This is a genomic window from Sanguibacter sp. Z1732, assembly GCF_051020515.1.
GTDB lineage: Bacteria > Actinomycetota > Actinomycetes > Actinomycetales > Beutenbergiaceae > CALKWS01.
The window spans coordinates 2,136,555-2,163,075 of sequence record NZ_CP194857.1 but is presented as its reverse complement, the minus strand read 5'-3'; the positions used below and the strand labels follow the sequence as shown (position 1 = coordinate 2,163,075).

The 26,521-nt window shown below is 62.2% G+C and carries 20 protein-coding genes and 1 riboswitch; of the genes, 8 read left to right on the top strand and 12 right to left on the bottom strand.

Annotated features, from left to right (window positions below):
- Nucleotides 1-150: riboswitch (cyclic di-AMP (ydaO/yuaA leader) on the bottom strand.
- A gap of 211 nt (nt 151-361) precedes the next feature.
- Nucleotides 362-520: a hypothetical protein gene (locus ACRRRO_RS11420; RefSeq protein ID WP_424798324.1), complete on the bottom strand. Its 159-nt coding sequence runs from the start codon at nt 518-520 to the stop codon at nt 362-364.
- A 289-nt stretch (nt 521-809) separates the two neighbouring features.
- On the opposite strand from ACRRRO_RS11420, the gene ACRRRO_RS11415 reads away from it, so the two are divergent.
- The gene (locus ACRRRO_RS11415; protein ID WP_434080284.1) at nt 810-1,634 is read left to right on the top strand and encodes an AlbA family DNA-binding domain-containing protein; all 825 of its coding nucleotides are present in this window, start codon (nt 810-812) and stop codon (nt 1,632-1,634) included.
- Complete coding sequence (locus ACRRRO_RS11410; protein WP_434080283.1) at nt 1,594-2,574, top strand: ATP-binding protein; 981 nt, start codon at nt 1,594-1,596, stop codon at nt 2,572-2,574. Before ACRRRO_RS11415 ends, ACRRRO_RS11410 begins: the two co-directional genes overlap by 41 nt.
- Nucleotides 2,575-2,722: 148 nt before the next feature.
- Here the strand turns inward: ACRRRO_RS11410 and ACRRRO_RS11405 are convergent, their stop codons facing one another.
- From ACRRRO_RS11405 to ACRRRO_RS11365, 9 genes are all read right to left on the bottom strand, one after another.
- Nucleotides 2,723-4,057 (bottom strand): ISL3 family transposase, encoded by a 1,335-nt coding sequence (locus ACRRRO_RS11405; protein WP_434080282.1) that lies wholly within the window; start codon nt 4,055-4,057, stop codon nt 2,723-2,725.
- Between the two features lie 108 nt (nt 4,058-4,165).
- Nucleotides 4,166-4,690 (bottom strand): ISL3 family transposase, encoded by a 525-nt coding sequence (locus ACRRRO_RS11400; protein WP_434080281.1) that lies wholly within the window; start codon nt 4,688-4,690, stop codon nt 4,166-4,168.
- 27 nt (nt 4,691-4,717) lie between these two features.
- On the bottom strand, nt 4,718-6,172 hold the full coding sequence (gene ltrA, locus ACRRRO_RS11395; protein WP_424798346.1) for a group II intron reverse transcriptase/maturase: 1,455 nt from the start codon (nt 6,170-6,172) through the stop codon (nt 4,718-4,720).
- 518 nt (nt 6,173-6,690) lie between these two features.
- On the bottom strand, nt 6,691-7,491 hold the full coding sequence (locus tag ACRRRO_RS11390; protein ID WP_434081581.1) for an ISL3 family transposase: 801 nt from the start codon (nt 7,489-7,491) through the stop codon (nt 6,691-6,693).
- A 565-nt stretch (nt 7,492-8,056) separates the two neighbouring features.
- Nucleotides 8,057-8,185 carry a hypothetical protein gene (locus ACRRRO_RS11385; protein ID WP_434080280.1) on the bottom strand — a complete coding sequence of 43 codons (129 nt, stop codon included), beginning with the start codon at nt 8,183-8,185 and terminating at the stop codon, nt 8,057-8,059.
- A 441-nt stretch (nt 8,186-8,626) separates the two neighbouring features.
- Entirely contained in the window at nt 8,627-10,423 is a 1,797-nt protein-coding gene (locus ACRRRO_RS11380; protein WP_424798300.1) for a DUF5635 domain-containing protein, read from the bottom strand.
- Between the two features lie 180 nt (nt 10,424-10,603).
- Nucleotides 10,604-11,839 (bottom strand): MFS transporter, encoded by a 1,236-nt coding sequence (locus ACRRRO_RS11375; RefSeq protein ID WP_424798301.1) that lies wholly within the window; start codon nt 11,837-11,839, stop codon nt 10,604-10,606.
- A 314-nt stretch (nt 11,840-12,153) separates the two neighbouring features.
- Nucleotides 12,154-12,900, bottom strand: a complete 747-nt coding sequence (locus tag ACRRRO_RS11370; protein WP_424798302.1) for a hypothetical protein — start codon at nt 12,898-12,900, stop codon at nt 12,154-12,156.
- Nucleotides 12,897-13,091, bottom strand: coding sequence for a hypothetical protein (locus ACRRRO_RS11365; RefSeq protein WP_424787324.1), 195 nt, complete (start codon nt 13,089-13,091; stop codon nt 12,897-12,899). The genes ACRRRO_RS11370 and ACRRRO_RS11365 overlap by 4 nt, the downstream gene beginning before the upstream one ends.
- Nucleotides 13,092-13,481: 390 nt before the next feature.
- Between ACRRRO_RS11365 and ACRRRO_RS11360 the strand changes: the two genes are divergently transcribed.
- The 6 genes from ACRRRO_RS11360 to ACRRRO_RS11335 all read left to right on the top strand — a co-directional run bounded on the left by ACRRRO_RS11360 (nt 13,482) and on the right by ACRRRO_RS11335 (nt 20,160).
- Nucleotides 13,482-15,383, top strand: a complete 1,902-nt coding sequence (locus ACRRRO_RS11360) for a CgeB family protein (protein ID WP_434080279.1) — start codon at nt 13,482-13,484, stop codon at nt 15,381-15,383.
- A gap of 84 nt (nt 15,384-15,467) precedes the next feature.
- A complete protein-coding gene (locus ACRRRO_RS11355; protein ID WP_424798304.1) occupies nt 15,468-16,526 on the top strand; it encodes an LCP family protein in 1,059 nt (352 codons plus the stop codon).
- 287 nt (nt 16,527-16,813) lie between these two features.
- Entirely contained in the window at nt 16,814-18,286 is a 1,473-nt protein-coding gene (locus tag ACRRRO_RS11350; protein WP_424798305.1) for a glycosyltransferase family 4 protein, read from the top strand.
- Complete coding sequence (locus tag ACRRRO_RS11345) at nt 18,283-19,233, top strand: ABC transporter permease (RefSeq protein WP_434080278.1); 951 nt, start codon at nt 18,283-18,285, stop codon at nt 19,231-19,233. The genes ACRRRO_RS11350 and ACRRRO_RS11345 overlap by 4 nt, the downstream gene beginning before the upstream one ends.
- Nucleotides 19,220-19,576 carry an ATP-binding cassette domain-containing protein gene (locus ACRRRO_RS11340; RefSeq protein ID WP_434080277.1) on the top strand — a complete coding sequence of 119 codons (357 nt, stop codon included), beginning with the start codon at nt 19,220-19,222 and terminating at the stop codon, nt 19,574-19,576. Before ACRRRO_RS11345 ends, ACRRRO_RS11340 begins: the two co-directional genes overlap by 14 nt.
- Nucleotides 19,573-20,160, top strand: a complete 588-nt coding sequence (locus ACRRRO_RS11335) for an ABC transporter ATP-binding protein (RefSeq protein ID WP_434080276.1) — start codon at nt 19,573-19,575, stop codon at nt 20,158-20,160. Before ACRRRO_RS11340 ends, ACRRRO_RS11335 begins: the two co-directional genes overlap by 4 nt.
- A 381-nt stretch (nt 20,161-20,541) precedes the next feature.
- Here the strand turns inward: ACRRRO_RS11335 and ACRRRO_RS11330 are convergent, their stop codons facing one another.
- On the bottom strand, nt 20,542-22,083 hold the full coding sequence (locus ACRRRO_RS11330) for a hypothetical protein (protein ID WP_434080275.1): 1,542 nt from the start codon (nt 22,081-22,083) through the stop codon (nt 20,542-20,544).
- 1,480 nt (nt 22,084-23,563) lie between these two features.
- Nucleotides 23,564-26,341, bottom strand: coding sequence for a heparinase II/III domain-containing protein (locus ACRRRO_RS11325; RefSeq protein WP_434080274.1), 2,778 nt, complete (start codon nt 26,339-26,341; stop codon nt 23,564-23,566).
- Between the last annotated feature and the right edge of the window lie 180 nt (nt 26,342-26,521).

The following is a 26,521-nucleotide window of genomic DNA, read 5'->3' as shown; positions in this document are numbered from 1 at the left end:
GTGTTTTCTCCGGTTGCCTTCGGGGTTAGCTGTCGGGTTCGGGTCGGATAAACACCCGGCCTGGCCGTGGCCAGACTTCACCCCAGGGACCAGCACGCCGGTCCCGTCTTCATGGGTCCCCCGCCCCTGCCATGGCGGCTAATGGACCGCGGACGGTGGCAGAGTTCGGCGTCCGCCCACGGACTTCCAGGTTCGGAAGTGCCGCGACCGTAACCCGCCCACGACGCATTGTCACGGTTCGGTAACATAAGTCACAATTAGGTCACGGTGCGGCTCCGGGGACTCGGTTCACAAGCCCCCGTCCGCGACCGGCTGATGCCCGCGAGCAGGACGGCGATTGCGGGCAGTCCGACGGCACTCATCACTCCACCCCCGCCTCCCGCCGCGTCCGCGCATTGGCGTGCACCGACCACCGCGGCACCCACCGCCCCAGCGCCGCGATCACGGCGCCCGAGAGCACCCCCATCGACACGATCCCGGCGGCCAGCGATCCGAGCGCCGCGCCGGCTGAGACCACCAACGGGCCGGCCGCCCCCCGGTGTCGGCGACAACCGCCAGAACCCAGCACCCGTGGCGAGGGCCCTTGACACCGCATACCGCGCACCTGTCGCCCGGACCGCGGAGCCCGCGTCGATCCCTGGGCCGGACCTGGAAGGCAAAACACCACGGTGCCGCAAACTGGCAAGAAAAGTATCATTCGCGTGCGAGGCGCCTCGGGGGCCGTAGCAAAGTTGTGAGTTATCGCATCATCGCTACTTCGTCATAACTTTTGGCGTGAGTTAATTATGACCTTCTGCCATGATGGGTCCATGGCCATAACTTTCGGTGAGGACCCGGTCCGCGCAGAAGTGTCCGACATCCTGGCCCGCATCGCGGCTGGGGAGACCGTCGACCAGGAACGTGAACGCAAGCATGTGGATCTAAAGGAAGAGACCGGGCGCCGCGACCGTTCGGGACAGGTCGGCCCGGGCGAGGAACGAAGCGCGGCAGTGGCGCAGCAATTGGCCGCTGAGGCAGCATGCATGGCAAATACGCCTGGCGGAGGTGCGCTCATCGTCGGCGTAGGCAACGACGGCACCGTGCTGGGCGCTGCAACGGATGCAGAGTGGCTCAGGCATCGCATCTATGAGATCACCGGACGGCTGCTCACAGTGGACATCGCCGAGAGTGAAGTCCAAGGCAAGCGGCTGCTCGTCATCATCTCACCGCCGGCCGTCGAACCGGTTCGCATCAGTGGTCGGATCCATTGGCGAGTGAATGACAATTGTGTCGAAGTTGATGCCGCCACGTGGCACGCACGTCGCATGCGGACTCTCAACTATGACTGGTCCGGAGACACATCAACCACACCTGCGTCTGCGGCCCGGCCACAAGCGCTGGACCTAGCCCGGGAGTTCCTGCACGACAGTGGCGAGAGCGAAGCCGAGCAGGTTGCGGGTAGTACTGATAGTCAACTCTTGCGTCGACTTAACGCAGTTACCGGCGAGGGCATGCTTACCAATGCTGGCGTCCTGGTCTTCGTCGGTCGGCAGAGCCCTAGCCCGACTCGACTACGTCCGTCGCGAGTATGCCGGTGGCGACAGCGCCACACGCGTGAACCGCAGCGGTCGCTCTCTACTCGAAGAACTCTCTGAAGTGTTCTTGGCGACTGATGCCCACAACGCAACCCGGCACGTTCAAGCCGGCCTGGTGATACGGCAGATCCGAGAGATCCCAGAACTGGCTGCCCGTGAAGCTATCGTCAACGGCGTCGCGCACCGGGAATGGGGGTCCTCGGCCCCCACCATCGTGGAGCACATCGGGCGCACACTACGAGTCACGAGCCCAGGTGGCTTCTTCGGGGGTGTCAACTCATCCAATATCATCACTCACCCGTCGCAGTCGCGAAACGCTGCTCTTACCCAACTCTTGGCCGACTTGAAGGTCGCCGAACGAGAGGGCATCGGCGTAGACCGAATGGTGCGCGAGATGGTGAGAGCCGGGCACCAGCCACCCGATATCCGTGAAATTAGCGGACCGTTCATACGAGCCTCACTGGTCGGTGACTCGCTGGACCAACCCTGGATCGCGTGGCTCGGTTCGATCGAACCGAAGAACGAATCGATGGATGTCTACTCTCTCCTGCTCCTGCGCCGGCTGGTAACCGTTGGTTGGGTCGACGCGATTCAAGCCGCTCCACTGATCCAATTGACACTCGAAGAAGCACGCGGCGCCATCTCCAAACTCTCGCAGGCAAACATTGACGGACGACCGCTCCTGATCATCGCCAAGGGAACACCAGAAGGCACTGAAGCGGTGTGGAGACTGCATCCAGCCGCCGCAGAGTCTCTGGCAGCGCATGATCGGACAGCCGGTCATATTCGAGGTCTCCCCACCCGGCCCGAGATCGCCCGTTCCTATGCGCAAGCGCGTGGACGGATCAGTAGTACTGAACTGGGTTCCCTCGTCGGTGCCAGTCCCAGCAACGTGGGCGGAGTCCTCAAACGCCTAGCAACCGAAGATGTGCTCGCTCCCTCAAGCACAACGGGCCGGGGGCGCGGGTTCTACTACAAGTGGATCGGGCCTACTGAATAAGTGGCTCTTCCGGTTTTAGAGTGCATTGATCCGGGTCGCCAGTTGGCCGGAGTGCAGTAGGCAGCGCAGGACGTAGTGGTCGAAGTTGCGGAACCCTAGGGCGATGCCGCGTAGGGCTTCGAGGCGTCCGTTGATGGCTCTTCCGGTTTTAGAGTGCATTGATCCGGGTCGCCAGTTGGCCGGAGTGCAGTAGGCAGCGCAGGACGTAGTGGTCGAAGTTGCGGAACCCTAGGGCGATGCCGCGTAGGGCTTCGAGGCGTCCGTTGATCGCTTCGACGGGGCCGTTGGAGGCTCCGCCACGGTCGAAGAACGCCAGGATCTGGTCTCGTTTGCGCCAGAGCGTGCGGCCGAGTTGAGCGAGTTCCTCCAGCCCCTCGGGTAGCCCGCGCCGGAGCCTGGTGATGAGGGCCTGCATGCGCTTCTTGCCGGCGGCCGGATCTGGGTGTTGGTAGGCGCTGATGATGTCCTGGTAGATGTGCCAGGAGACCTCCAAGGCCGCGTGGTCCTCGTGTTCGGCGAACAGCCGCTGCAGTCGGGCGATCTGCTCATCGGTCAGTAGCGACTGCCGGGTCAGCAGTGTTCGCCGGCCGCGGTAGAGCAGGTTCTCCTTGCGGCCCCGGTGGCCGTGGATCTGCTGCTGCAGGCGCTGACGACAGACGGTGAGTTTCTCCCCAGCCAGTTGCACCGTGTGGAAGGGGTCCATCACCGGTGTGGCCTGCGGCAGTGCTTCTTTGGTGGCGCTGTGATAGCCGGTGAAGCCATCCATGGTGACCACCTCGATGCGGTCGCGGAACTCCTGGGTGCGCTCGGCCAACCAGTCGGTGAGTACCTTCGCCGAACGGCCTGCTTGCACATCCAGCAGCCGCGCCGGCCCGGTGCCCTCGATCGTGGGGGTCAGATCTACCAGGATCGTGACATACGAGTCCTCACCGCCGCCGCGCACGTGTTTCCACTTGTGCTCATCGACCCCCAAGATCCGCACCCCTTCCAGGTGGGTCGGGTCGTCATAGACCAGGGTGCGGGCGGCATCGACCGCGAGGTTATTGACCAGGTCCCATCCCAGTCCCAGGGCCCGGGCCACGGCGCTGATGCTCATCTTGTCGATCGCCAAGCGCTGCAGGATCCACCGGGTGCACCGGTTGGTGGTCTTGGCCCCCACCGCGGCGCAGTCCAGCCGTTGCTGGAAGATCCGCTGCGGGCACTGGGTCCCGGTGCACCGATAGCGAGGCAGGCGCACGTGCAACCTGGTGGGATGGCCGGCCACCGGTACGTCGGTCAGCACCCGCACCACGTGATCCCGCAGGACCCCTTCGGCCCCGCAGGACGGGCAGAACGGCAACCCCTGGCGCGGTCGGGCCTGGATGATGGTGACGTCTGCGGCGTCGATGCTGGCCCCGGTGATCATCAGGTCCAACTCCGCGGTGCGACAGATGACATCAGCAACAGGGCAACCAGAAACAGCGGCAGAGCAGGTAGATTTCATCGCGGGCCTTGGGTGTTTGGATCGGACTGGTTAGCACCTCCAATCCTCACCCAAGGCCCACCTGCTCCCAGGCCCACCACGCCGCCTGATCAGCCCCTCAACGCACCCTCAAACCGGAAGAGCCCCGTTGATCGCTTCGACGGGGCCGTTGGAGGCTCCGCCACGGTCGAAGAACGCCAGGATCTGGTCTCGTTTGCGCCAGAGCGTGCGGCCGAGTTGAGCGAGTTCCTCCAGCCCCTCGGGTAGCCCGCGCCGGAGCCTGGTGATGAGGGCCTGCATGCGCTTCTTGCCGGCGGCCGGATCTGGGTGTTGGTAGGCGCTGATGATGTCCTGGTAGATGTGCCAGGAGACCTCCAAGGCCGCGTGGTCCTCGTGTTCGGCGAACAGCCGCTGCAGTCGGGCGATCTGCTCATCGGTCAGTAGCGACTGCCGGGTCAGCAGTGTTCGCCGGCCGCGGTAGAGCAGGTTCTCCTTGCGGCCCCGGTGGCCGTGGATCTGCTGCTGCAGGCGCTGACGACAGACGGTGAGTTTCTCCCCAGCCAGGTGAGATCGGGCCGGAGCGCCCTGCCAACGTTTCCGCTGGTGGGTTTCTCCGGCCCGTCTCCCGAACCGGACGTGCGACTTCCACCGCATCCGGCTCTCCACGAGCACATGCCCAGGTCAGGTGATGATGATGGTCGGCTCCCACGGCGTCGGGATCTTCGTTCCGCGGTAGCGGTAACGGGTGATCGGCACTGTCCCGCAGTTGAACAGTGAGACGCCGTCGTGCTCTGGCCACCAGTTGTTGGCCAGGTAATGCCGTTTCAGCCACTGCCAGGTGGCACGTTTGTGTTTGCGTCGGAGCCAGTGCACGATCCGTTCCCAGGTGTACTGGTGCAGGTGAGCAAAGGTCCGGCTCGAAACGCCGTGCCGGAAGTAGCCGGTCCAGCCCCGCAGCACCTGGTTGATGCGGCGAAGCAACTCGGACAGGGGCTGGTTCGTGCCCATTCTGGTGATCGCCTTGACCTTCGCCCGGATCGAAGTCAGCGACTTCTTGGAGGGCCAGGTGTAGACATATCGCTTGTTCGAGCCCTGTTGGCGTTGCCGCTGGATGCGGAACCCCAGGAACTCAAACCCCTCGTCGATGTGAGCGGTCAGCGTCTTGTGCTCCGAGAGGCGCAGACCCATCGGAGCCAGCACTGCTGCAACCTCGCCCCGCAGTTCCTCGGCGTGAGCCTCGGAGCCCGCCACCATGACCACGAAGTCGTCCGCGTAGCGCACCAGGCGATACGTGGCATTTCCGTGTCTGCGGCGGGTCGCCCGCTGGGGTCGGGTGGCCATATCGCGCTGCCAGGCTTCGGCGAAGTGATCGTCAAGGACTGACAATGCGATGTTGGCCAGCAGCGGCGACAAGATGCCGCCTTGGGGTGTGCCCATCTTGGTGTCCCTGGTGACGCCGTCCTCGTCGAGGATGCCAGCGCATAAGAACGCCTTGATCAACGCCAAGACACGTTTGTCTCCGATCCGCTCCCTGATCCGGTCCATCAGAGCCGGGTGGGAGATCTCATCGAAGCACGCTTCGATGTCACCTTCGAGCACCCACTGGTAACGGTTGGATGCCAGCATGTGAATCTCAGCGATCGCGTCATGAGGTCGACGACGCGGACGAAACCCGTAACTGCACGGGTGAAAGTCCGCCTCGAAGATGGGTTCGAGGACCAACTTCAGGCTGGCTTGCACGATCCGGTCCCGCACAGCAGGGATGCCCAGACGACGGTACTTGCCCGGCGTCTTCGGAATCATCCGTTCCTTGACCGGGAGCGGTTCGAAACTGCGGGCCTTGAGATCATCTCGCAGCCGATGCAGCATCGCGTCCCCAAAGTCGATGGAACGTGGAACCACGCCATCGACCCCGGCAGATCGTGCCCCTCGATTCCCTCTCACCCGATCCCACGCAACCGTCAGGAACGCGGGATCGGTGACAAGGTTGAACAGGTCATCGAACCGACGATCACCATCATCGGCTGACCATTGGTGCAGTTTGGTCTGGATACCCAGTACCCGCACCCGAGCCTCATCGAGGTCGAGCCACGGCTCGCCGATATTCACCAGCGACCTCCCGGCATTCCATCGCATCGACTGCATACTCGCTGGGTCCCTTCGCCATGTGGACGGCTTTCCCGCCCTCGGACTACTACGGACCCTCCGCCCCATCCCGGAGCCGTCAGTTGACGGTGAACCTGCCCGCCGACCAGCAGACTGCTGGCCGGGAGGGGCGACTTCGGGATGGTTCCCGCGTTCACTGCGTGTCGGTTGGCAGGATCGGCGCCCAGCTCTGCCGCTACAGCCTCGCCGCCACCGAACCCGCAGCACTGCGGTGACGGCCTCCCCGCCGACGTCACTAGTCGGCTTCGGAGTCGCTGACCACGTACATCCTGACCAGCGCGCACTGTTGCCCGGCCCAGATCCGCCAGGTTCGAGCCGGTTCCACCCTTAAGCGGGTTCAACCACTGGTTCACATCTCGTTACTCTCGTTACACCTCTCTGCCTTGCTTGCCGGGCACGCTGCCATCTGGCAGTACTGACACGCCCCGGCTTTGTCAGGGCTGCTTCCCACCCTCCCCCGCACCTCCGGGATCAGGCTGCCCTCAACTTCACCGATCTACTGCGATAGACCAGCGGGGTGGGCCTCTCACCCACCCCCGAACACACAGCGCCTCGCGGCGCACTTGCACCGTGTGGAAGGGGTCCATCACCGGTGTGGCCTGCGGCAGTGCTTCTTTGGTGGCGCTGTGATAGCCGGTGAAGCCATCCATGGTGACCACCTCGATGCGGTCGCGGAACTCCTGGGTGTGCTCGGCCAACCAGTCGGTGAGTACCTTCGCCGAACGGCCTGCTTGCACATCCAGCAGCCGCGCCGGCCCGGTGCCCTCGATCGTGGGGGTCAGATCTACCAGGATCGTGACATACGAGTCCTCACCGCCGCCGCGCACGTGTTTCCACTTGTGCTCATCGACCCCCAAGATCCGCACCCCTTCCAGGTGGGTCGGGTCGTCATAGACCAGGGTGCGGGCGGCATCGACCGCGAGGTTATTGACCAGGTCCCATCCCAGTCCCAGGGCCCGGGCCACGGCGCTGATGCTCATCTTGTCGATCGCCAAGCGCTGCAGGATCCACCGGGTGCACCGGTTGGTGGTCTTGGCCCCCACCGCGGCGCAGTCCAGCCGTTGCTGGAAGATCCGCTGCGGGCACTGGGTCCCGGTGCACCGATAGCGAGGCAGGCGCACGTGCAACCTGGTGGGATGGCCGGCCACCGGTACGTCGGTCAGCACCCGCACCACGTGATCCCGCAGGACCCCTTCGGCCCCGCAGGACGGGCAGAACGGCAACCCCTGGCGCGGTCGGGCCTGGATGATGGTGACGTCTGCGGCGTCGATGCTGGCCCCGGTGATCATCAGGTCCAACTCCGCGGTGCGACAGATGACATCAGCAACAGGGCAACCAGAAACAGCGGCAGAGCAGGTAGAGATTTCATCGCGGGCCTTGGGTGTTCGGATCGGACTGGTTAGCACCTCCAATCCTCACCCAAGGCCCACCCGCTCACGGCCCACCACGCCACACTCGATCAGCCCCTCAACGCACCCTCAAACCGGAAGAGCCGAATAAGTTCGACATGCGAGGTATCCACAGGCCCAGGAAGCGCTCGTCGCGCCCAGGTTGAACCGACGCGTCTGCGACGCTCATCACTCCACCCCCGCCTCCCGCCGCGTCCGCGCATTGGCATGCACCGACCACCGCGGCACCCACCGCCCCAGCGCCGCGATCACCGCGCCCGAGAACCCGGGACGGTTCTCCGTGCGGTGCCAGGCCGGATTGTGCGTGCCGTAGTCGAGGGCGAGTTCACGAACATAAAGGACCCAATCAGGTCCGGTTCGAGGTGGCCCCCCTCGTAGACGCGGTCGAAGTCCTCCCAGACCGTCCTCTCTGGTCGAAAACGGCACCAACCTTGAACGATTCGTCCTACACAGCAATGACGGATTCTGCCATCCACGAGGCCGCCACCATCGCCGGCCCGTCCCCCACCTTCGCCGCCAGCGCCCCAACCGGCACATCGGTTAGGACCTTGCCCACCGCCAACAACGCCACCATCACCGCCGCCGTCGCAGCTCCCGCCCAGGGCAGTGGTGGACACCGCGATCATCGGCATCATCGCCCCCACGGCGATCTCGAACAGCAGCGTGGGCAGATACACCCCTGCCAGCAACGCCCGCAGCGAGACTGCGGCGCTCGGGGCGTGGGGTCGTGGGCGTCTATCTACGCCGCATTGTTCCCTACCGCTCGGGGTACTCCTTCCTACAGTCAAAGGCGGACGACGGCGGCGCTCACCTTAAGAGTCCAACGGCTCGGTTCGGTGCCCGACCAGGGTGTGCGTGCACGTCACGGTCCTGCCCGACCGCTCCGCCCGTCAGAGCAGATCCAGTCAATGACGACGGATCGTGACAACTCCTTGAGAGTTTAAATTTACGGTGGGCCCCTAATCTGAAAGAGAAGTTGGAGGTGGCGATCTTGTTGCTGATCTGGCGAAAACTGTTAAGCAAACACGAAGTGTGCGCTCCTTCCAGCGCCGTCGCCGCGAGTGAGGACGTCGCCCTCTAGACGCTCGAGCACCCCTAGCGCGCCCTGCTGCGTCAGGCCGCTCAGCACCGCAAAATCGCCTGAGGTGATGCGGTCGTGGCGGTCGCCCCATTCCTGGACCACTCGTCTTGCCTCGTCGGCGGTCGGCGCCACATACCAAAGCACCCCTCGGCGCTTGAGGTCCACGGTGTCGTTTCGGTTGCCCAGGACTGCCTTCCGAGCCGCGCGCGACAACACCCAGACGTCCTTGTGAGGCTCAATGACCGGCTGAGCCTCAAGCACGCAGCGCGCGGTAATTTCGAGTGCCTCGACTGCCTCAGGCGGCGTTCGTTGCAGAACTGCTGCAATGTGCGCTGCATCGACGAATGGGGTGTACAGGAGCGTGTGAACGATGAGGGCAACCTGTACGTCACGTTGCCTGGCGGCAGGCTGAAGGCGCTTCGTAAGTCGCATGATCGGGATGACAGGTGTCCCACCCACGAGCCGAGTGCGGACGCGGGGCCCCGGCTCCTCGGCGATGAAGGGCGGCTGGTGTCCAAGAGTGACCATTTCGCGGTACATCCGGTCCACCCCGATCCCTTGCTTGTCCACCAATCCGAGCGCTAGGGCAGCGTCTGCCAACGCAGGGGATCGGCTGAATCGTTGTGTGAGTAGGTTGTCACTGGTGACGCCCCCGACAAAACCTCCTGGCGATACAACCGTCAGCGACCTGTCCTCCTCGACCCAGGTGACAGTGGTGGCAGCATGCTGATTCCAATCTCGGTGGACGATGCCATTGAGGATCGCTTCTCTGGCGGACCTGCTCGGTACGAGCCGCACTACGCCCTCGGCGAATCGGCCTTCGAGGGTGACACGATCATTCGCCGCATCCAACAGCGCCTCAACGCGTGCGATTTGTTCCAGCAGGCTCATCCCCTGGAAACTCTCCTCCCGGGCGAGGACGTCACCGCCTTCCACATCGAGGCGTGACCAGTTCAGCCAAGCCCGTGGAGCGGGGCAAAACAAAAGCGCGCCCGCTTCTGTGAGAAAACCATCAACGGTGAGAAGCCCGAGTCGGCGCAACATCTCCGCTGGTGCCGCCACCGACAATTCGAGACTGGCTTCGTCCTGGGCCTCTCGCCGCTCCAGATGTTCGCGCGCCACAGCGAGCGCTGCCTGCGTCACGTTGTCCATCGCCATCGAACTTGGCCTAGCCATTTGGTCCCACCCGGATCGGCCTTGACGGTGGAGCCACCATTGGCCTCGGTCAATCGGAACGGACTCTGGCCCAACGCGCCATCGGAGCCGATCGCTCGTATCTTCGACTGGCTCCCGCGCCTCCGGCACATAGATGACCAGGAGGCGGATTCCCTGCTCGTAGCGCACGACGACGTCCGGAGCGAGGTCGACCCGACGGTAGATCTGCTGCCGAAGCCATTCCGCGTCGAGTTCAGTACCGAGAAGATCCCCGGTCTTGTTCTCGATTCCGATGATCAGTGCTCCTCCGCCAGGAGTGTTCGCCATCGCTGCCACTTCATCTGCGAGATGATCAGCAGCCTTAACATTCTCTGGCTCTCCGGGCAGCAACACACCGCCCGAACCCCGCCGGCCCGCTTCTTCCTTGACATCCACTCGTTGTCGCTCGGCTGCATCCGGCAAACTGCCATGACGGATTGCCTCGAGGCAACGTTCTACGGCCATCTCCGTTCGGTTGCGGTCCACGATAAGTTCGGTGCCCGGCTGGAAGTGAATCGAGTCGCGCGAATCGATCATAAGTTTAAGTTTAGCAGGGTGCCTAAACTTAAACTACAGCCACGGTTGGCATGTTGTTGTTGAATCGCGACCGCTGCCGTGGCGCCGCAACGGGGGGATCATCGCAGTGAGGCAAGCGGGCGAGACTGGCGCGCAAGCCCGTAGTCGACATCGCAGGCGTCCGCACGAACAACACGACCCTCACACCCCCGCCTCCCGCCGCGTCCGCGCATTGGCGTGCACCGACCATCGCGGCACCCACCGCCCCAGGGCCGCAATCACGGCGCCCGAGAGCACCCCCATCGACACGATCCCGGCGGCCAGCGATCCGAGCGCCGCGCCTGCCGACACCACCAAAGGGCCAGCTGCCCCGCCGGTGTCGGCGAACAGCCGCCAGATCCCCAGGAACTGGGCGCGCTGGCCCGGCGGTGCGGTATCGGCCCCGAGCGTCATCAGGATCCCCGAGCCGATGCCATTGCCGAACCCCAGCACCATCGCCACCACCGACACCCCCACCAGCGTGGAGGTGAGCGGTAACAGCAGCATCGCCAGGCCCATCACTGCCATGGAGGGGATCGCCACCCACAGCCGCCCGAACCGGTCCATTACCTTGCCCGCCGGGTAGAACAGCAGCATGTCGATCGCCCCGGATAACCCGAACACCAACGACGTCGTGGAGGGGTCGAAACCGAGGGACTCGGTCCACACCGGCAGCACCGTGTTGCGCGCCCCGCGCACTGCGCTCACCCCGAGCACTGCGACCCCGAGGGTGACGAAGACGCGCCGGTGCTCGCGCAACACCGCCAGCACCGCCGGGCGTCCGCCCCTCGGAGCGGCGGTGTGCGCCAGGTGCTTGGCCGGGTCACGAACACCGACGACGACGGCGGCCGCGGCCAGGGAGGTCACCACTCCCACCCAGTAGGACCGGGATGGCTCCTGCGACCCAGCCATCGCCAGGGCGCCCACGAACGGGCCCAGGAACAACCCGATCCGGGCCACCCCGCCCAGGGTGGACAGCGCCCGGGCGCGGCGCAGTGGGTGGATCACGGCGGTCAGGTAGGACTGGCGGGCCAGTCCGTACACCGCCTCGCACGCCCCCACTAGCAGCACCCCGATCGCCAAGGTGACCAGGTTCGGTGCCAGGGCGAGCCCGGCCAGGGCGAGCACCGCCAACCCCGAGGCCGCCACCATCGCCGGCCGGTCCCCCACCTTCGCGGCCAGTGCACCGGCGGGCACGTCGGCCAGGATCTTGCCGACCGCCAGCAGCGACACCATTAGTGCCGCGGTGGACAGGCTCCCGCCCAGGCTGGTGGTGGACACCGCGATCATCGGCATCATCGCGCCCACGCCGATCTCAAACAACAGCGTGGGCAAATAGACCCCGGGCAGCAGGGCGCGCAGGGAGACCACGGTGCTCGATCGGTCAGAAGGGGTCATCGCCACGCATTCTCCCGCACGGCATCAACGAGGGACGATCCCCCGTTCCTTGGCACACCCACCTCCTGTGCATCCGCAGTAGGACACTCGCGCCGACGACGATGCACGGGCGGCCCTTGACGTGCGCGCCGAGCCTTAGTCGCTGGAGTGATGAAACTGGCCTCGGACATCGCGTCCACCTTCCGCGCGCACGCAGATCCTCACGACCGACGACGAACCCCCATTGCGGCCGACGCCCACCCGTGCGCATGTGCACAACTGTCTGGTACCGCCCGCACCCGGGGGCGCCTGGCCACTGGCTCGTTGGTGGCAGATCAGAGCCGACGGAGGTTCTCGTCCTTCGACGCCGGGTGCCCGCCCGCGGGAGGAATCACTTTATAGCCGAATTCAGATTCAAGCACCTCCGCCGCCACCTGTGCATTGTCTCGAATGGCTGCCATGAGTTGTATACGGCGCCAACGCACGCGGCCTCTTCGGAGGACCGACCGCCACCCCCGTTCGCAATCCACGCCGAACGCGTCCACCAGAATCTCAAGCACATCCTCCACACTCGGCCGGAAGCGATCCCCGCCAAGTGGGAAGTGCAGGTCGCCTTGTCGCCCGTGCGAGTCGTCCCGCTCCCATCGTTTCCGGACCCGGCGCGCTCGAGACGTTCCGGATCCAGCCAAGGAGAACAACCCGGAGATATCGGAGGTCGCGCCCTCATCAACCTGGAGGTGGGCTCGCGGGAGCGGATGCGGCATGTCCCTGTCGTAGTCGTATCGAAATATCGGTGGCCCGTCGGCCTCAGCACCGTAATGGAGGGCGAACGTCGACTTCTCAACACGAAGAAACTTCTCGGATGAATCGAGAGCGCAACGGTAATGCACTCGCAGGGACATGGTCGTGTCACCGTCTACCGACAACGGGATGCCCGTACCAGGCTCTTGTCGAACAGTCACCCCCACACCACCTGCTACCAGAGACGCGTCGAAGGGCTGGGAATTACCGACCACGACTCCGTCGATCGTCGCGGTCAACTCATCAGCGAACTGACGAGCCTGAACCGCGAGCTGGCTCATCCGGCGTGTTTGAGTAGGTAGTCCAGGTCTTCGATCTCGTCATAGGCCGCCAACTGCCGAGGATCAAGATCGAACCGCTGCGCGCGATGGCGCAATTCCTCTTCGGAGAACGGCAAACGGCGCACCAAATCAGCGCGCAACTCCTTCGCCTCCTCGACAGTCATCACTCGAACTGCAGTCTTCGGTGCCATGGTCGCTCCTCCACACGCGTCCGCCACATGATTGCGCCGAGGTCTGACATCGCGGCCTAATCCAGCGTTGCGCTACACCAATCTTGCCAGAGTAGAACGGCACATACCGCTCAACGACACGGACGGTCGCGCCCTGCTGGGTCGCTACACCAACCGACAATTCAGAGTGCCTCGCTCTGGACTTGTCGACTGACGACCACGAAACCCCCGTTGCGTACGACGCCCACCCCTACGCGCATGACCCGCAACCGCACAATCCCGCCTGCATCGGTTGACTATGCTGGCACATCATGGAGGCAGCATCCCGGGAGGGCGATCTCGCAGCGCGGCCATCACGCCGCCTTCCCGGCACCCACGAGGGCCATCACCCAGCGTCGGAAACCTCCTGCCTTGTCTAGGCTCCATCGAGCCCGCGTCGCCCTGTGGCATCTGCGCACGGGGGGCCACCGGCAACTTCGCAAGTACCTGAACCGCAGCACCACCACCCGCCACACCCCCTCGCTGCTGGAGGGCCAGCGTGACGCCCATGGGCACCTGACCTTCCCCCCGTGGCCGCTCCCGGAACGGCCCCCGCGGAGGCAGATGCGGGTCGCCGTCATCCTCGATGACTTCTCCCGCCTGGCCCTCAGCCACGAGTGGGACCAGGTCGAGCTCACCCCCTCCTCCTGGCGGAAGACGCTCACCGAGCACCCGGTGGAGATGCTGTTCGTGGAGTCGGCCTGGCACGGCAATGCCGACGCGTGGCAGTACCACCTCACCGGAACCAGCGCTCCCCGCCCGCAGTTCGTCGAACTGGTCGAGTGGTGCAAAGCCAACGGGGTCCCCACGGTGTTCTGGAATAAGGAAGACCCAGCCCACTACGCCGACTTCCTGGACTCGGCACGGCTCTTCGACCACGTCTTCACCACCGACGCCAACCGCCTTGATGACTACCGCCGCGACCTGGGCCACGAGCGCATCGGCCTGCTGCCCTTCGCCGCCGCCCAGCAGTCGATCCACAATCCGGTGCGTCCCTCAGGTGGCCACCAGCACCGCGACATCGCCTTCGCGGGCATGTACTTCGCCCACCGTTACCCCGAGCGGCGTGAGCAGATGGATCTTCTCCTGGGCGCCGCCGAGGCCGTGAGCCCGAGGATGGAAACCGGCCTGGAGATCTTCTCCCGGTACTTGGGCGCGGATGATCGCTACCAGTTCCCGCCACCGCTGGATCAGCGTGTGGTCGGCTCACTGAGTTATGACCGGATGCTCTCGGCGAACCGCGCCTACAAGGTGTTCCTCAACGTCAACTCCGTCGTGGACTCCCCCAGCATGTGCGCCCGGCGCATCTTCGAGATCACCGCCAGCGGCACCCCCGTGGTCTCTACGCCCAGCCCCGCGATCGAGAACTACTTCACCGCAGACATGGTCGCCCAGGTGCACGATCGCCAGGAGGCCGAACACACCCTGCGCGCCCTGGTCCGCAGCCGTGAACTGCGCGACCGGATGGTGCACCGGGCCCAGCGGCGGATCTGGTCCGAGCACACCTACACCCGCCGGGTGGACGCTCTCCTGGACCGAATCGGCGCCGAGCACAGCGTGCAGCGCCGCCCCACGGTCTCGATTCTGGTGTCCACCAACCGTCCCGCCCAGATCGAGCACGTCCTGACCACCATCGCAGCCCAGCAGGATGTCGACTACGAACTCCTGCTCCTCGCCCACGGATTCGACCTGCCCGAGACCGAAACCCGCGCCCAGGCCAACGAGCACGGCATCGAGCGAATGGAATTCCTCAGCGCAGACGCCCAGACACCGCTGGGTGAGTGCTTGAACATCCTGGCTCGGGCGGCCACTGGGGACGTGGTGGCGAAGGTCGACGACGACGATCTGTACGGGCCGCAGTACCTGTCCGACCAGGTGTATGCCATGGACTACGCCGGCGCCGACGTGGTCGGCAAACAAGCGCACTTCATGTACCTCGCCGACCCGGACGCCACCGTGCTGCGCTTCCCCGAGCGCGAGCACCGCTACACCGACTTCGTCGCCGGTCCGACGATCGTGGCTCGCCGCGACCTGGCCTTATCCCACCCGTTCCCTGCCGTGCCCCGCGGGGAGGACACCGGGTTCCTCGACGCGGCCTCAGCGGCCGGCGCCACGATCTACTCGGCCGACAGGTTCAACTTCATCCAGCACCGCCGCGCCACCACCTCCGGAATTGGCGACCACCGGCACACCTGGAACACCACCGATACCGAGTTGCTGGCCAACGCGGATGTGCAGTTCTACGGCCACAACCCTGCCCACGTGATGGTGTAGGGCAGACAGGTAGTTACCGATGCATGCACCAGCGCCTGCGTACGATGACCCTTTACGCTCAGGACCCAACCAGGGGGGATCGTCGTGGCTGCACCCGTGACACTGCGCCGCACTGACCGCCGGCCGCGCCGGGGGTTGGCGCTGCTGATGATCGTGCTCAGTTGGGCACTGGTCCTCACGGCATGCTCATCCGCGGAGGAGCCCGAGCCGGAGGAGACCACCAGCGCTGCACCCGAACCTGAGCCGGAACCGGAGCCCGAACCCGAACCGGAGCCGGAACCCGAACCTGAACCTGAACCGGAACCGGAGCCCGAACTCCAGGACCCACTGCCCGAGGGGCCGGTCAACATTCTGTTGCTGGGCACGGACGACCGGGACCCCGACGCCATGGTCGGCAACCCGGACACCATGATCCTGGCCCACGTCCCGGAGGACCGGGAGAACGTCTACCTGGTCTCCTTCAGCCGGGACTCGTGGGTGCACATCCCCGGCTTCGGCAACGGGAAACTCAACTCCGCTTACCCGCGCGGTGGGCTGGACACCATGCACGCGACCCTGGATGACCTGCTCGGCGGCCTGGACATCGACTTCACCGTGCAGACGAACATGAATTCCTTCATTAACCTCACCCGGTGGTTGGAGTACTTCGAGGTGGAGAATCAATACGCCACCTCGGTCACCGTGGAGAGCACCGGACGGTACGTGGAGTTTCCGGCCGGTCGCATCCGCCTGGAGAACACCGATGGGCTGATCTACGTCCGCCAGCGCCAGGGGATGCCGCTGGGCGATCTGGACCGCACCGAACGCGGCCGGGCCGCCCTGGTCGGCATGCTGGAGCGAATCCAGGAGAAGATGACCGAGGAGCCCGAGGAGTTCCCGGAGTTGGTAGAGATGCTCTATCAGAACGTCAAGGTCACCGGTGACTTCTCCGTGGCGGACACCCTCACACTCGCCGCGGCACTGGAGGACTTCGATACGGACTCGGTGGTGTCGCTGATGGCCCCGGTCACAGGTTTCGGTACGGAGCAGGGCCAGTCGGTCAATGTGGTGAACCGGCCGCAGACCGCTGATCTGGGCGAGGCATTGCGCACGGACTCCATGGATGAGTACGTGGGCACTTACGGCACGGATTACACGCCGTAGTGCCTACCTCCCCCACGCGCACCCGACCGCTCCAAGTCCTGCGGAATCTCCTCCTGATCGCCCGGACCGCGCTGCAGCAGGGCGCTGACGATCCACTGCTGCTACTGGTCCAGACCGCACGGCGCCTGCCGAACCGGATCCGACCCGCCCTCTCCCGCGTACTAGCGGTGGGAGCTTCTGCGGGAGTACGGCTCGCGCTGGCCCACTTCATCGCTGGAAGGGTCGACGACGCCGCACGCACTTTGGCAGCGGCGACGGCACCGAAGCGGTCACTGCCTCGGCATGTCATGGCTGAACTGGCCGTTCAACTCGGTGCTGTGGCCTTGGCACCTGGTGGGTTGGACTCAGCACGACCACTTACCCGGGCGCGCGCGGCGTGGAACGACGGCGACATCACCGAGGCGATCCGCCTGGCTCGGCCGGCCGGGCGAGCCGGGCAGCGGTATGCCGCTCGCCTGGCTTCCGAGCGCGCGACCCTGGCCCCAGGCTTTGCGCTGGATATCCCCCTCGCTAGAACCCGCCCGACACCCGGGAGCAACATCCGCGCGTTGCATGTGTTGACGAACTCCGTGCCGCACACGGCCAGCGGTTACGCCTTTCGCAGTCATGAAGTGTTAAAGGCCCAGGCTCAGGCAGGGATTGCCGTGGCAGGGCTAACGCGCATTGGCTACCCCGTCACCGTGGGGCTCACCGGCGCCCGCGATTCCGACGAGGTCGAGGGCATCACCTACCATCGCCTGCTGACGCCGCGGCTTGCCGGTTTGCCTGCCACGCGGTTGCAGCAGATGGTCCGGCAGGCGTTGCCTATCGTGGAATCGTTTGCGCCCACGGTGCTCCACACCACCACTAACTACACCAACGCCCTCGTGACGCAAGCGTTGGCCGCTGCGCTCGGTGTTCCGTGGATCTACGAGGTGCGCGGGCAATTGGAGAAGACCTGGTTGGCCTCTCGTCATCCCTCGGTTCAATCGGCAGCCGAGGCCAGCGAGCGCTACCGATTGCTGCGCGAGAAGGAGACGGAGATGATCCTGGCCGCCGACCACGTGGTCGCGATCAGTGAAACGCTCCGCCAGGACATCATCGCCCGTGGTCGAGTAGCCGGAGATGTCACGGTAATCCCGAATGGGGTCGATCCGGCGCTGCTGGAGCAGAACCTTGCTCCCCATCAGGCCCGGGAGGCACTCGGGCTTCCTACTGAAGGTTTCTGGGTGGGTTCGGTCAGTTCGCTGGTGGACTACGAAGGCTTCGACACACTCATCGAGGCGATTGCCGCCCTGCGCGCTGAAGGGCTGGATGTGCGGGGCGCCATCGTCGGTGACGGTGTGGCGCGGCCTGATTTGATCGCCCAAACTCGCCGGCTCGGCCTGCAGGATTGGATCCGGTTTCCCGGGCGAGTGCCCCGGCACCACGTATCCACCTGGTATCAGGGATTGGACGCCTTCATCGCTCCGCGGCGCGATCTGCCGGTGACTCGGATAGTTACCCCGTTGAAGCCGATGGAGGCCATGGCGCTGGAGCGGCCAGTGATTGCCAGCGACGTCCCTGCTCTGGCCGAGATTGTTTCCGCACCAGGTGCGGGAACGACATTCCACCCCGGTGACGTTCGCGCGCTGGCGGATCAGATTGCTGCGCTGCAGTGCGACCGCGACTTGGCAACGGCTTACGCTATAGCAGGCCGTTCCTTCGCCCGCGGCCGAACCTGGCGGACCGCTGGCTTAGCCCATGCGGAGATCTACGAGGAGGTGAAGGCGACGCGATGAGCACGGACCAACGTTCCCCACAGAAGGTCCAGGGCAACGCCCGGTTCGTCCAGGACCTCCAGAGCGACGGACCCCGACAAGAGGTGATCGGGAGTTGGTTCCTCAAACCCGTGGGCAAACGTCCCACACTCAAAAGGTATCTCTTGGATCTCTGGCGTCGGGGCCACTTCATCTGGGCAGACTCCCGGGCACGCGCCTTCTCCGCCGGCCGGGGGATGATCCTGGGGAATGCATGGCTCGTTCTCCAACCGATGCTCAATGGCGCCATATACTTCCTCATCTTCGGCCTACTCCTGCAGACTTCGCGCGGCATTGACCGGTTCGTCGGTTACCTGATTATCGGTGTGTTCCTCTTCCAATTCACTGCCCGCTCACTCATGAATGGCGCGACAGCTATTACTGGGTCCAAGTCGATGATCCGCGGCTTCACTTTCCCACGCGCCTCCCTGCCGATCTCGATCGTGCTCCGAGAAGCGCTGAACATGCTCCCCGTCATTGGGACTATGCTCCTGCTCATCGTGCTGATTCCTTCGCCGGATGCTGCAGATATGAGCCCACCCCACGCGGACATCACGTGGCGATGGTTCCTTTTCCCCGCTGTGTTTGTTCTTCATACGGTCTTCAACCTGGGTGTGGCCTTCTTCGCTGCACGGATCGTCGCCCAAATTCCAGACTTCAGGCACCTGTTTCAGTTCGTGCAGCGTTTGTGGTTCTATGGATCCGCCGTGATGTTTAGTTTCGACCGGTTCGTCTCCGATCCACAAATTCTCGCCCTCCTCGGCATGAATCCCGTATTCATCGTACTAGACATGTCACGAGACCTGCTGCTCTACGGAACGTCCCCTGAAGGGCGGTCCTGGCTTATTCTGGGTGCCTGGGCGGTGGGCGCCGCCGTCGCCGGATTAATCTTCTTCTGGCGCGCTGAGGAACGCTATGGCCGCGAGTAGCGAAACACAGAGGGCCAAGACCGGTACCAGGGTTCCTGTCGGCGCTGCCACGGTCGCGTTGTCAGATGTCCACATGAGGTACCGGGTGCCCTCAAGCGATAGGACCGAGCGAACCAAGGGGTCCCGGCTGCGGACCGCCTCACAACGGATCCTCGGTACGAAACCCGAGGTGCTTGTCCGGGCATTGAGCGGAGTTTCGCTACTGGCTCGATCTGGTGAGTCAATCGGGATCATCGGGCGGAACGGTTCAGGCAAGAGCACTTTGTTACGCATCATCGCCGGTCTGGAACCCCCTACCCGTGGCACGGTACTGGCTGGATCTACGCCCGTGCTGCTGGCGTGAACGCCGCGCTACTTCCAGATCTCTCTGGCTCGGAGAACGTACGGATCGGACTCCTTGCCATGGGTAAGACGCCCCATGAGGTTGAACGATTGCTCCCCGAAGTTATCGAATTGGCTGGAATCGGTAAGTCGATCCACCTCCCAATGAAGACTTATTCTTCAGGAATGGGCTCACGCTTGAGATTCGCGATCGCCGCGGCGGCGGAGCCCGATATCCTCCTCATCGATGAAGCCCTAGCCACTGGCGATTCAGTTTTCCGGGAGCGTAGCGAACAGCGTATGACGGAACTGCGGAAGCGGGCTGGAACCGTATTTTTGGTATCTCACGCTGCAAAGACTGTCGAGGAACTATGCACACGCGCAATATGGCTTCATCAAGGCCGCATCATAATGGATGGCCCCGCGTACGAGACCGCCCAGAAGTATCGTTGGTGGTCGTGGAAAATCGCAAACGGCGAGTCAGAAACGGCAGACGGCTTACTGAAGAACGCCATCAAGGAGCAACGCATAAGTGAGGTCTCGGTACTTGAGAATCCGAGAGTCGCTTCAGGTCCGCCGCGGCATGCAAGAAGCCGCTCCAGGTAAATCGTTTTGGCGGCCGGAGGTGCCCCAGTCCGATCCATTGTGGCAGGAACACCCGGACGGAAAGGACAGGCTCCTAACGTCGGACAGCATCCAACAAACCAAACGTTCTCGCCTGCGCTTGCCCGTCACCCCTTAGACCGGTCGTACTTTAAAGCTTGGATGTTTAACGTACCCGGTCTATCCGACTTCCGCGTTTGTAGCGCGGCGGAGCGACGCCGCTCAAGCCCCTCCACATGCCCATAAAGGGCGTCAATCCAGATAGCGTAGGTAAATCGAGACTCATACATCTGCGTCATGCGACCTTCTTCAATGAGGCGCAAGTTCTCCCAAATAACGTTGAAGTCCATATAGCGTGACCAATTTACAGGCCTCGACAGAATCTCAAAGAAGTAGTCCGGATCTGTGAGCCCATAAGCGATTGCCCGTCTTTTGCGTGGCATGCGCCTCCTCCAGCGTCGGCTTGTAGGTTTCCACCCCCGACCATCGCGGTATGGCGCGGGCAACCAACTCCGACAAGCCGACCCTACCCACCTTATCTCCGACCGAGAGCCGAAACGCCATTCTTTGAAACTCCGGCACGCATAACGGTATCGGCGCGACAGTATGTAGTGATTGCGGAGCACCTCGGCGCATCCGTTCCTCGAGGAAGAAATAGTCGAGGTGACCATACCAGTCAAGCTTTAGTTGCCGATACTGCGCCATCTTTTCTTCCATAAAGTTTGCCATATATCCCACAGCTTCGTCGGTAACGACAGCCTTCGCGAGATAAACCCGATTCAGATACTCTAACGGGTATCGAGAAGATCTGATACGATCGCGCAAACGCTCCGTTCCATAATAATGACCGTGGATAATTTCGCCACCTAGGCCACTCACAGAAAACGACTGAGGATTCAGTGGACGAACGTTGCCTCTGATCTTCACTGGCGGGGCATCCCCATCCCACATATCAAACGCATTCTTGAGCCTTTGAGAAAGCGGCATGGTTACGGTCGATGTTCCCTTTACCTTCACTTCATGCCTCACGCCCTGACGCTCTAGGTCATGATCGACCGCATAGAGCCGCATCAATTCGGTCGCGACCTCGGCCTCGCCGGCTAAGTCTCCATAAGTGAGAACCCTTGCAGAGGCTCCGCCGGCCAGCCAAGTGGCAGTTGTCATGCGGGAGTCCTGCCCCCCGCTGAGGAACACAGTTGGGGTTCCATTTACGATTGCATCGAGGTTTCGGTTCACAGTCATCATTTGCTGCACTGTCTGATCGAAGTCGGCTCTTTCTGAATTCGCGCCGAACAGTTCCGCGTGATTCAAATACTCACGACGAAAGACGCGCCCGCCCAATACTCGGATCTCTGTAGCGGGAGGAACACGCTTAATTCCCGAGATTGGAGTCGAATCATTCGGGAACCACCCAAAATGAACAAAACCCGACACCGCCCCCTCGTCTACGCTCACAGGAGTTTCCGAAAACAGCGTTAAGATCCCAATATGATTTGAGACCGCAATGAAGTGCTCGTTCTCGACCAAATAGCAGCGCCCTACCCCTAAATGATCGGTCCAGACAACAAGTTCGGCATCAGAGGCGAGCGCGCCGAAATAATTCGGTGATAACGTCTCGGGGCGAAAGGTATCGACAATCGTGCCGGTGATCGAGGCCTCCCAGGTGCTGGCGTCTATGTCGTCAATCACGGACACCGGCGGCATAGTGAACGCTAGATGGCCCCAGTTTCCTGTAAGATTCGTGGGAACGCGCCACGTTCGACCCCCCGCGTCCGAGTTGTATAAATACACCCCTGCGTGCCGGGTCACAACGGGCGAGTCGTGCCCGAATATCCGTTGGAGTTCCTGCTCGGCAGTATAGGTCAAGCCATCCAACCGGGTTTCGGCCTTCTTGCTACGCGGAACAACCGCCAGCGTGATATTCATCGACTCATCCTTTCTTACGCCCAGATCGACTCGAACCTAACAGCAACCTTACCCGAAGGGCTAAGTCGCATACACACCAATGGCGAAAGCGTACGTAGAAAGTATCGTCAACTATACGTCGCGTCGAGTCCAGTAGGTAGAGTGAAGTCATGTACCCCAGATCCACACTCAGGCGAAACCAAGGCAGCCGCGCTAAGGCTGAGGAGTTCGCGTTGTACGCCCTCACTCACGTTCCGTTCTACAGAGAGAGACAGCAACGGTGCTCACACAGCAATTGCTTGGAATCCTTCCCGCTGCTAGACCGGTCCGACCTCATACGTGCGGATAAACTCATCGTCGCTGACGAAATCGAACCTTCGTCGCTAACCATCCGCCGAACTAGCGGCACAACCGGGCAGCCCTTACGTCTATACAGAGACGACCGAGATGCGCTACGGGAACGCCTGCACGTAGATGCAATTTGGAAGGACTTCGGAATCGGAACTGACGACCGAATCTGTGTACTCGTTGGTCGCCCCGTAAGTAGGGATGGTCAACCCTGGCGTGCGACAACTAGAACGCTTTGGTTGAATCTTCCAGATGACAATCCATCGTTACTGCGAGCCCATCATGAGCGGATCCTTGACTTTAAACCCCACCTTCTGCGCGGATACCCATCCGCACTTCGAATCTACACTGAAGCACTCCGCACGAGGCGATGGCGCCCTTCGAATTCTATTCGTGCCACAGCGAGTTCTTCTGAGATCCTTACGCCGTCCACGCGATCCGCCTTGTCGGAGGTATTTGGAGTGCCACACGTAAACCTTTACGGCCAGTCCGAACACGTCGCTCTGGCTAACAACTGCATGCACGACACCGGGATGCGAATCGACGAAGACTACGGGTACGTGGAACTTATAGACGAAAGTGGGAACTCTATCGAAACGGCCGGGGTCTTGGGGGAGATAGTCGCCACTGGGCTAGGTAACCGCGCGGCGCCTCTAATTGGTATAGGACGGGCGACTACGCGACTTGGGCGGCCGAAACTTGCCCTCACTGCCCGCCCAGGCCAACGCTCAGGGAGGTCATCGGTCGCACCCGGGACAAAGTCATCGGGCGATCGGGGCAAACTCATGTATTTGGTCCACGTTTCTATTCAGGCATTTCGTCGAACGACGCGGTTGAGGGATTCCAGTTCACGTATACGTCCCCCGGCGTCCTTTCATTAGACCTAGTCCTGGCAAAAACCGCTAACGTTGCCAGAATCAACCTTGACTCAATAGGTGCAACGGAGGATTTCCGTATCGATGTTCGCTACGTCGAAACTCTGACTACATTAGACAACGGTAAGACGCCTCTTCTGATACCGCGCGCTCCGGGCTAGTGTACGCGCAGGGAGCCCTTGACATACCGTCTCTGCTTAGCCTGCTTCGCATTCCGCCCAATTCACGTTTCGGCAAGAATGGAGTCCTCGAAGGTAAGTCACTCACACAATGGCACCTCAGAGATAGTCCGGATCGGCAAGCAAACCGGAGATCTTGGCAGTTTCCTCTCGCGAGATATCTCGGAGACTTAGGAGCGTGCGAAACGAATGCGCCTTGGTGGCCCGGACACGGTGTCCGAACGACCATGCTGGACTGAACTCGTAGTCGTGTATCGAACGCCAGCCACGCAATGGTGCTGACTGTCCCTTTACAGGTGGTATGACGGCGGAATGGTTCAGCGCAGTCACCCGAAGCATCTCGCCACCAATCATTCGAAAACTCACACGGTCGCTTCGCACCCTCGGCTCAGTTAGAGACTCAGGCAGATTCCACCAAACCGTGAAATCATGCGCTTGGCCATCCTGACTGACGACATCGTCGCGCACCAAGAGCCACTCACCGGGCCTATATACGACCGACCGATGGTGCTTCCAAGTAGCGTGGTCTACGCATCCCGCGATCCGAAAGTCCAAGCCGTTACGTTGGCCCGATAGTATTCCCGAACCGTAAGGAGCGCGGAGCCGGCGCTCGTGCTCTTGGTCGTCCATCTGAACTGTATTATGGGCAATGGTGCGTTCAACATATTGCCTTTCAGGCCGACCATAGAAGAAGCCCTCTCCACGCTGTGGGGAATCAGCGGGTAACTGATCAAGGTAGCCAAATCTGCCGGCGTCAATAAGTATCGACTGCCCCTTGTCGAACCACGTTAGCGATAAGTCGTCACAGTGTTTGTGAGCACGGGAGTGAAACCCTGCCATTAGGGTCAGATAGCCCGATTTGAGATGCTCGCCTTTCTCAAAGGGTTGTGGCGAGCGCACGATCGCGTATCCCGTCTCTGGCAAGACGAGCAGTTCGTCCGGATTGGCCCGCCCCTGGTCTCCATTCGAGGCGAGGAAAGCAGCGTACGCTCCATTCATCGCACGATCGGAAGGCTGTGCAATGTGCCCCGCAGAATCTCCGATTTGAACGATTGACCGGTCAGGCTGGATAAACCAGCCCATCACCTCCTCGGCCTTTCTAACGCGCGATAGAACCTCGGGATCGGTCAAGAGACCGTCATCCATCGCGCGCAGAAACGAGGACAACAACATTCGATGATAATCGGGCGAATGTTCCAAATGTCCGCCATCGGAAGCAAACTGCTTCGCGACCACTAGGCGCAATCTCTTCCTGCCTTGATCATAAATAATATTCATACCAGGTAAACCGGCAAGCCGAGATGAGAAACTTAGTTGTCCCACGGCAGTGTAGAAGCCGTGATTCGTGGCAGGATTGAATGCGCCCGGTGCGTGTATCGCCCTTTGATGCAAAACGACAGCTTGACTTAGTCGATCCAGCAGGTCGGCGTCGGCGTTCTCGTGCACACCCTCTTGAACCAAATAGGCCAGACGCGGGGCACGTAGGCCGATAGCCATGTCGTACCACGCCATCGTGCCGTGGCTACGCCCGTCGTTGAATAATGCAGCCCAATCGGCCGCGCGATCCAGGCACCAATTGAGCGAATCTCGGTCCCTATGTGTGCTCCATGACTCCAGGAAAGGGGCCATAAAGTCCCATGCGTGCAAGTGAAATGCCTGCGATCGATTCTCTCGGCAAGCGTTGACCCAATCAAATGGCACATCGATCTTGACGGGTTCCAGGGAACCGAGTTTCCATCCATGCTCTCGAATTTTCGCAACCGAACCCGCGCTCCCAAAGGTTTCAGTTTGACCGAGTGGGCGGCGCTCCATCGAACGGATATGCCTTTTGAATACGTCTCCCGAGAGTCTAATTCTGGCTAAAGCTGCGCTATCCGGGTCTAATGCACCGGCACGCCCAAAGGCATCGATCCAACTTCCTGGCTCCCCGCCCGACGGTACGACGAGTACGGAACCCTCTTCGGCGCCCTCCGCGATAATCTGGTCAGCCAACTCTGAAGATCGCACCACAGTCACCCGAGCAGAACGCATCACTTCGAATTCCCGCTCACGCCTCATTTTCCAAACGTCGGGCCATCCCCAGCGTTGCGGTACTTGACTTGACGACCATCCATACTTTTGCCGCTGGCGCCGCAGCCAAGAGTCCTCCCAAAGCCCGCGCACGTCATAAATCATCGGAATCGAATACTGGGCAGAAACCGCGCATGCAGCATATCCGTTGACGAAGTCAGAAGACGCAATGAGAACCGAAGGGCGAACCTTCCGGACTACGGAGGCGAGCCGGACAGCGAACGTTCTCAGCCAATGGTCGAACGGGATCGATCCTCTTACAGGTCCCGGAATTCTGTGATACTGGACCCCCCTTGCAACCTCAATCTCATAGGAACCACTTCCGCCGATTCCCATCTGTGTGACTACAGATATGTCAAGCCCGATGCTGGGTCCGATGCTCGCAAGTTCGTGCGTCTGTCTCGTATAACTAGATTCAGTATCTGGCAGAGCGCTGCCGACCACCATTAGTGCGCGTCCATGCTTAGAACCGAAGGGCGCATCGAGCGGTTCAATATCTATCTCTAGAGATCCACTAAGGACGGTCACTTCCGCCCTCAGCCGTTCACTCGAGTTGGCATTTCCCTTCCGTGCGTCGATCGTTGCAGCGACCTTTAACGCCCGCTCAAGGTAGCCCTGGTCGCGTAACTGTCTATAAAGGTCCCTCAACTGAGTATTAGGGAGTTGATCGATTGCTGCCTCGACTTCAAGTAGATCAAAGAGTGGTACAACTTGCTCCCCCTTAAGAAGACATTCCACCACGTCTGGCACCCAACTACCGGTTCGTTCATATCCGCCCTGGTCTGAGGAGGGCAGGGGATCAACCATCTTTTCTGAACTCCGCCCCATTCAGTCTCTTCCCCATGAAAATGCGACCGACCAAGGCTCCCTCGCGGTTCCGGGGCCCCAGAGTACGCCTTGAGCGTCGTGCATTCGGTCGCCCATTTGCTCTTACGGCTTCTCTCACCGCGCTTTCCTCCTTAGTACCGTCGGATCGTTGCATTCAGC

What these genes read in the sequence shown, in the direction of transcription:
- ACRRRO_RS11345 (WP_434080278.1), top strand. Translation starts at nt 18,283, where the DNA reads ATGAGCACGGACCAACGTTCCCCACAGAAGGTCCAGGGCAACGCCCGG.
- ACRRRO_RS11365 (WP_424787324.1), bottom strand. Translation starts at nt 13,091, where the DNA reads ATGGCACCGAAGACTGCAGTTCGAGTGATGACTGTCGAGGAGGCGAAG.
- ACRRRO_RS11400 (WP_434080281.1), bottom strand. Translation starts at nt 4,690, where the DNA reads ATGCGGTGGAAGTCGCACGTCCGGTTCGGGAGACGGGCCGGAGAAACC.
- ACRRRO_RS11385 (WP_434080280.1), bottom strand. Translation starts at nt 8,185, where the DNA reads ATGGTGGCGTTGTTGGCGGTGGGCAAGGTCCTAACCGATGTGCCGGTT.
- ltrA (WP_424798346.1), bottom strand. Translation starts at nt 6,172, where the DNA reads ATGCGATGGAATGCCGGGAGGTCGCTGGTGAATATCGGCGAGCCGTGG.
- ACRRRO_RS11375 (WP_424798301.1), bottom strand. Translation starts at nt 11,839, where the DNA reads ATGACCCCTTCTGACCGATCGAGCACCGTGGTCTCCCTGCGCGCCCTG.
- ACRRRO_RS11325 (WP_434080274.1), bottom strand. Translation starts at nt 26,341, where the DNA reads ATGGTTGATCCCCTGCCCTCCTCAGACCAGGGCGGATATGAACGAACC.
- ACRRRO_RS11405 (WP_434080282.1), bottom strand. Translation starts at nt 4,057, where the DNA reads ATGAAATCTACCTGCTCTGCCGCTGTTTCTGGTTGCCCTGTTGCTGAT.
- ACRRRO_RS11370 (WP_424798302.1), bottom strand. Translation starts at nt 12,900, where the DNA reads ATGAGCCAGCTCGCGGTTCAGGCTCGTCAGTTCGCTGATGAGTTGACC.
- ACRRRO_RS11380 (WP_424798300.1), bottom strand. Translation starts at nt 10,423, where the DNA reads ATGATCGATTCGCGCGACTCGATTCACTTCCAGCCGGGCACCGAACTT.
- ACRRRO_RS11330 (WP_434080275.1), bottom strand. Translation starts at nt 22,083, where the DNA reads ATGAATATCACGCTGGCGGTTGTTCCGCGTAGCAAGAAGGCCGAAACC.
- ACRRRO_RS11350 (WP_424798305.1), top strand. Translation starts at nt 16,814, where the DNA reads ATGGCTGAACTGGCCGTTCAACTCGGTGCTGTGGCCTTGGCACCTGGT.
- ACRRRO_RS11340 (WP_434080277.1), top strand. Translation starts at nt 19,220, where the DNA reads ATGGCCGCGAGTAGCGAAACACAGAGGGCCAAGACCGGTACCAGGGTT.
- ACRRRO_RS11415 (WP_434080284.1), top strand. Translation starts at nt 810, where the DNA reads ATGGCCATAACTTTCGGTGAGGACCCGGTCCGCGCAGAAGTGTCCGAC.
- ACRRRO_RS11390 (WP_434081581.1), bottom strand. Translation starts at nt 7,491, where the DNA reads ATGATCACCGGGGCCAGCATCGACGCCGCAGACGTCACCATCATCCAG.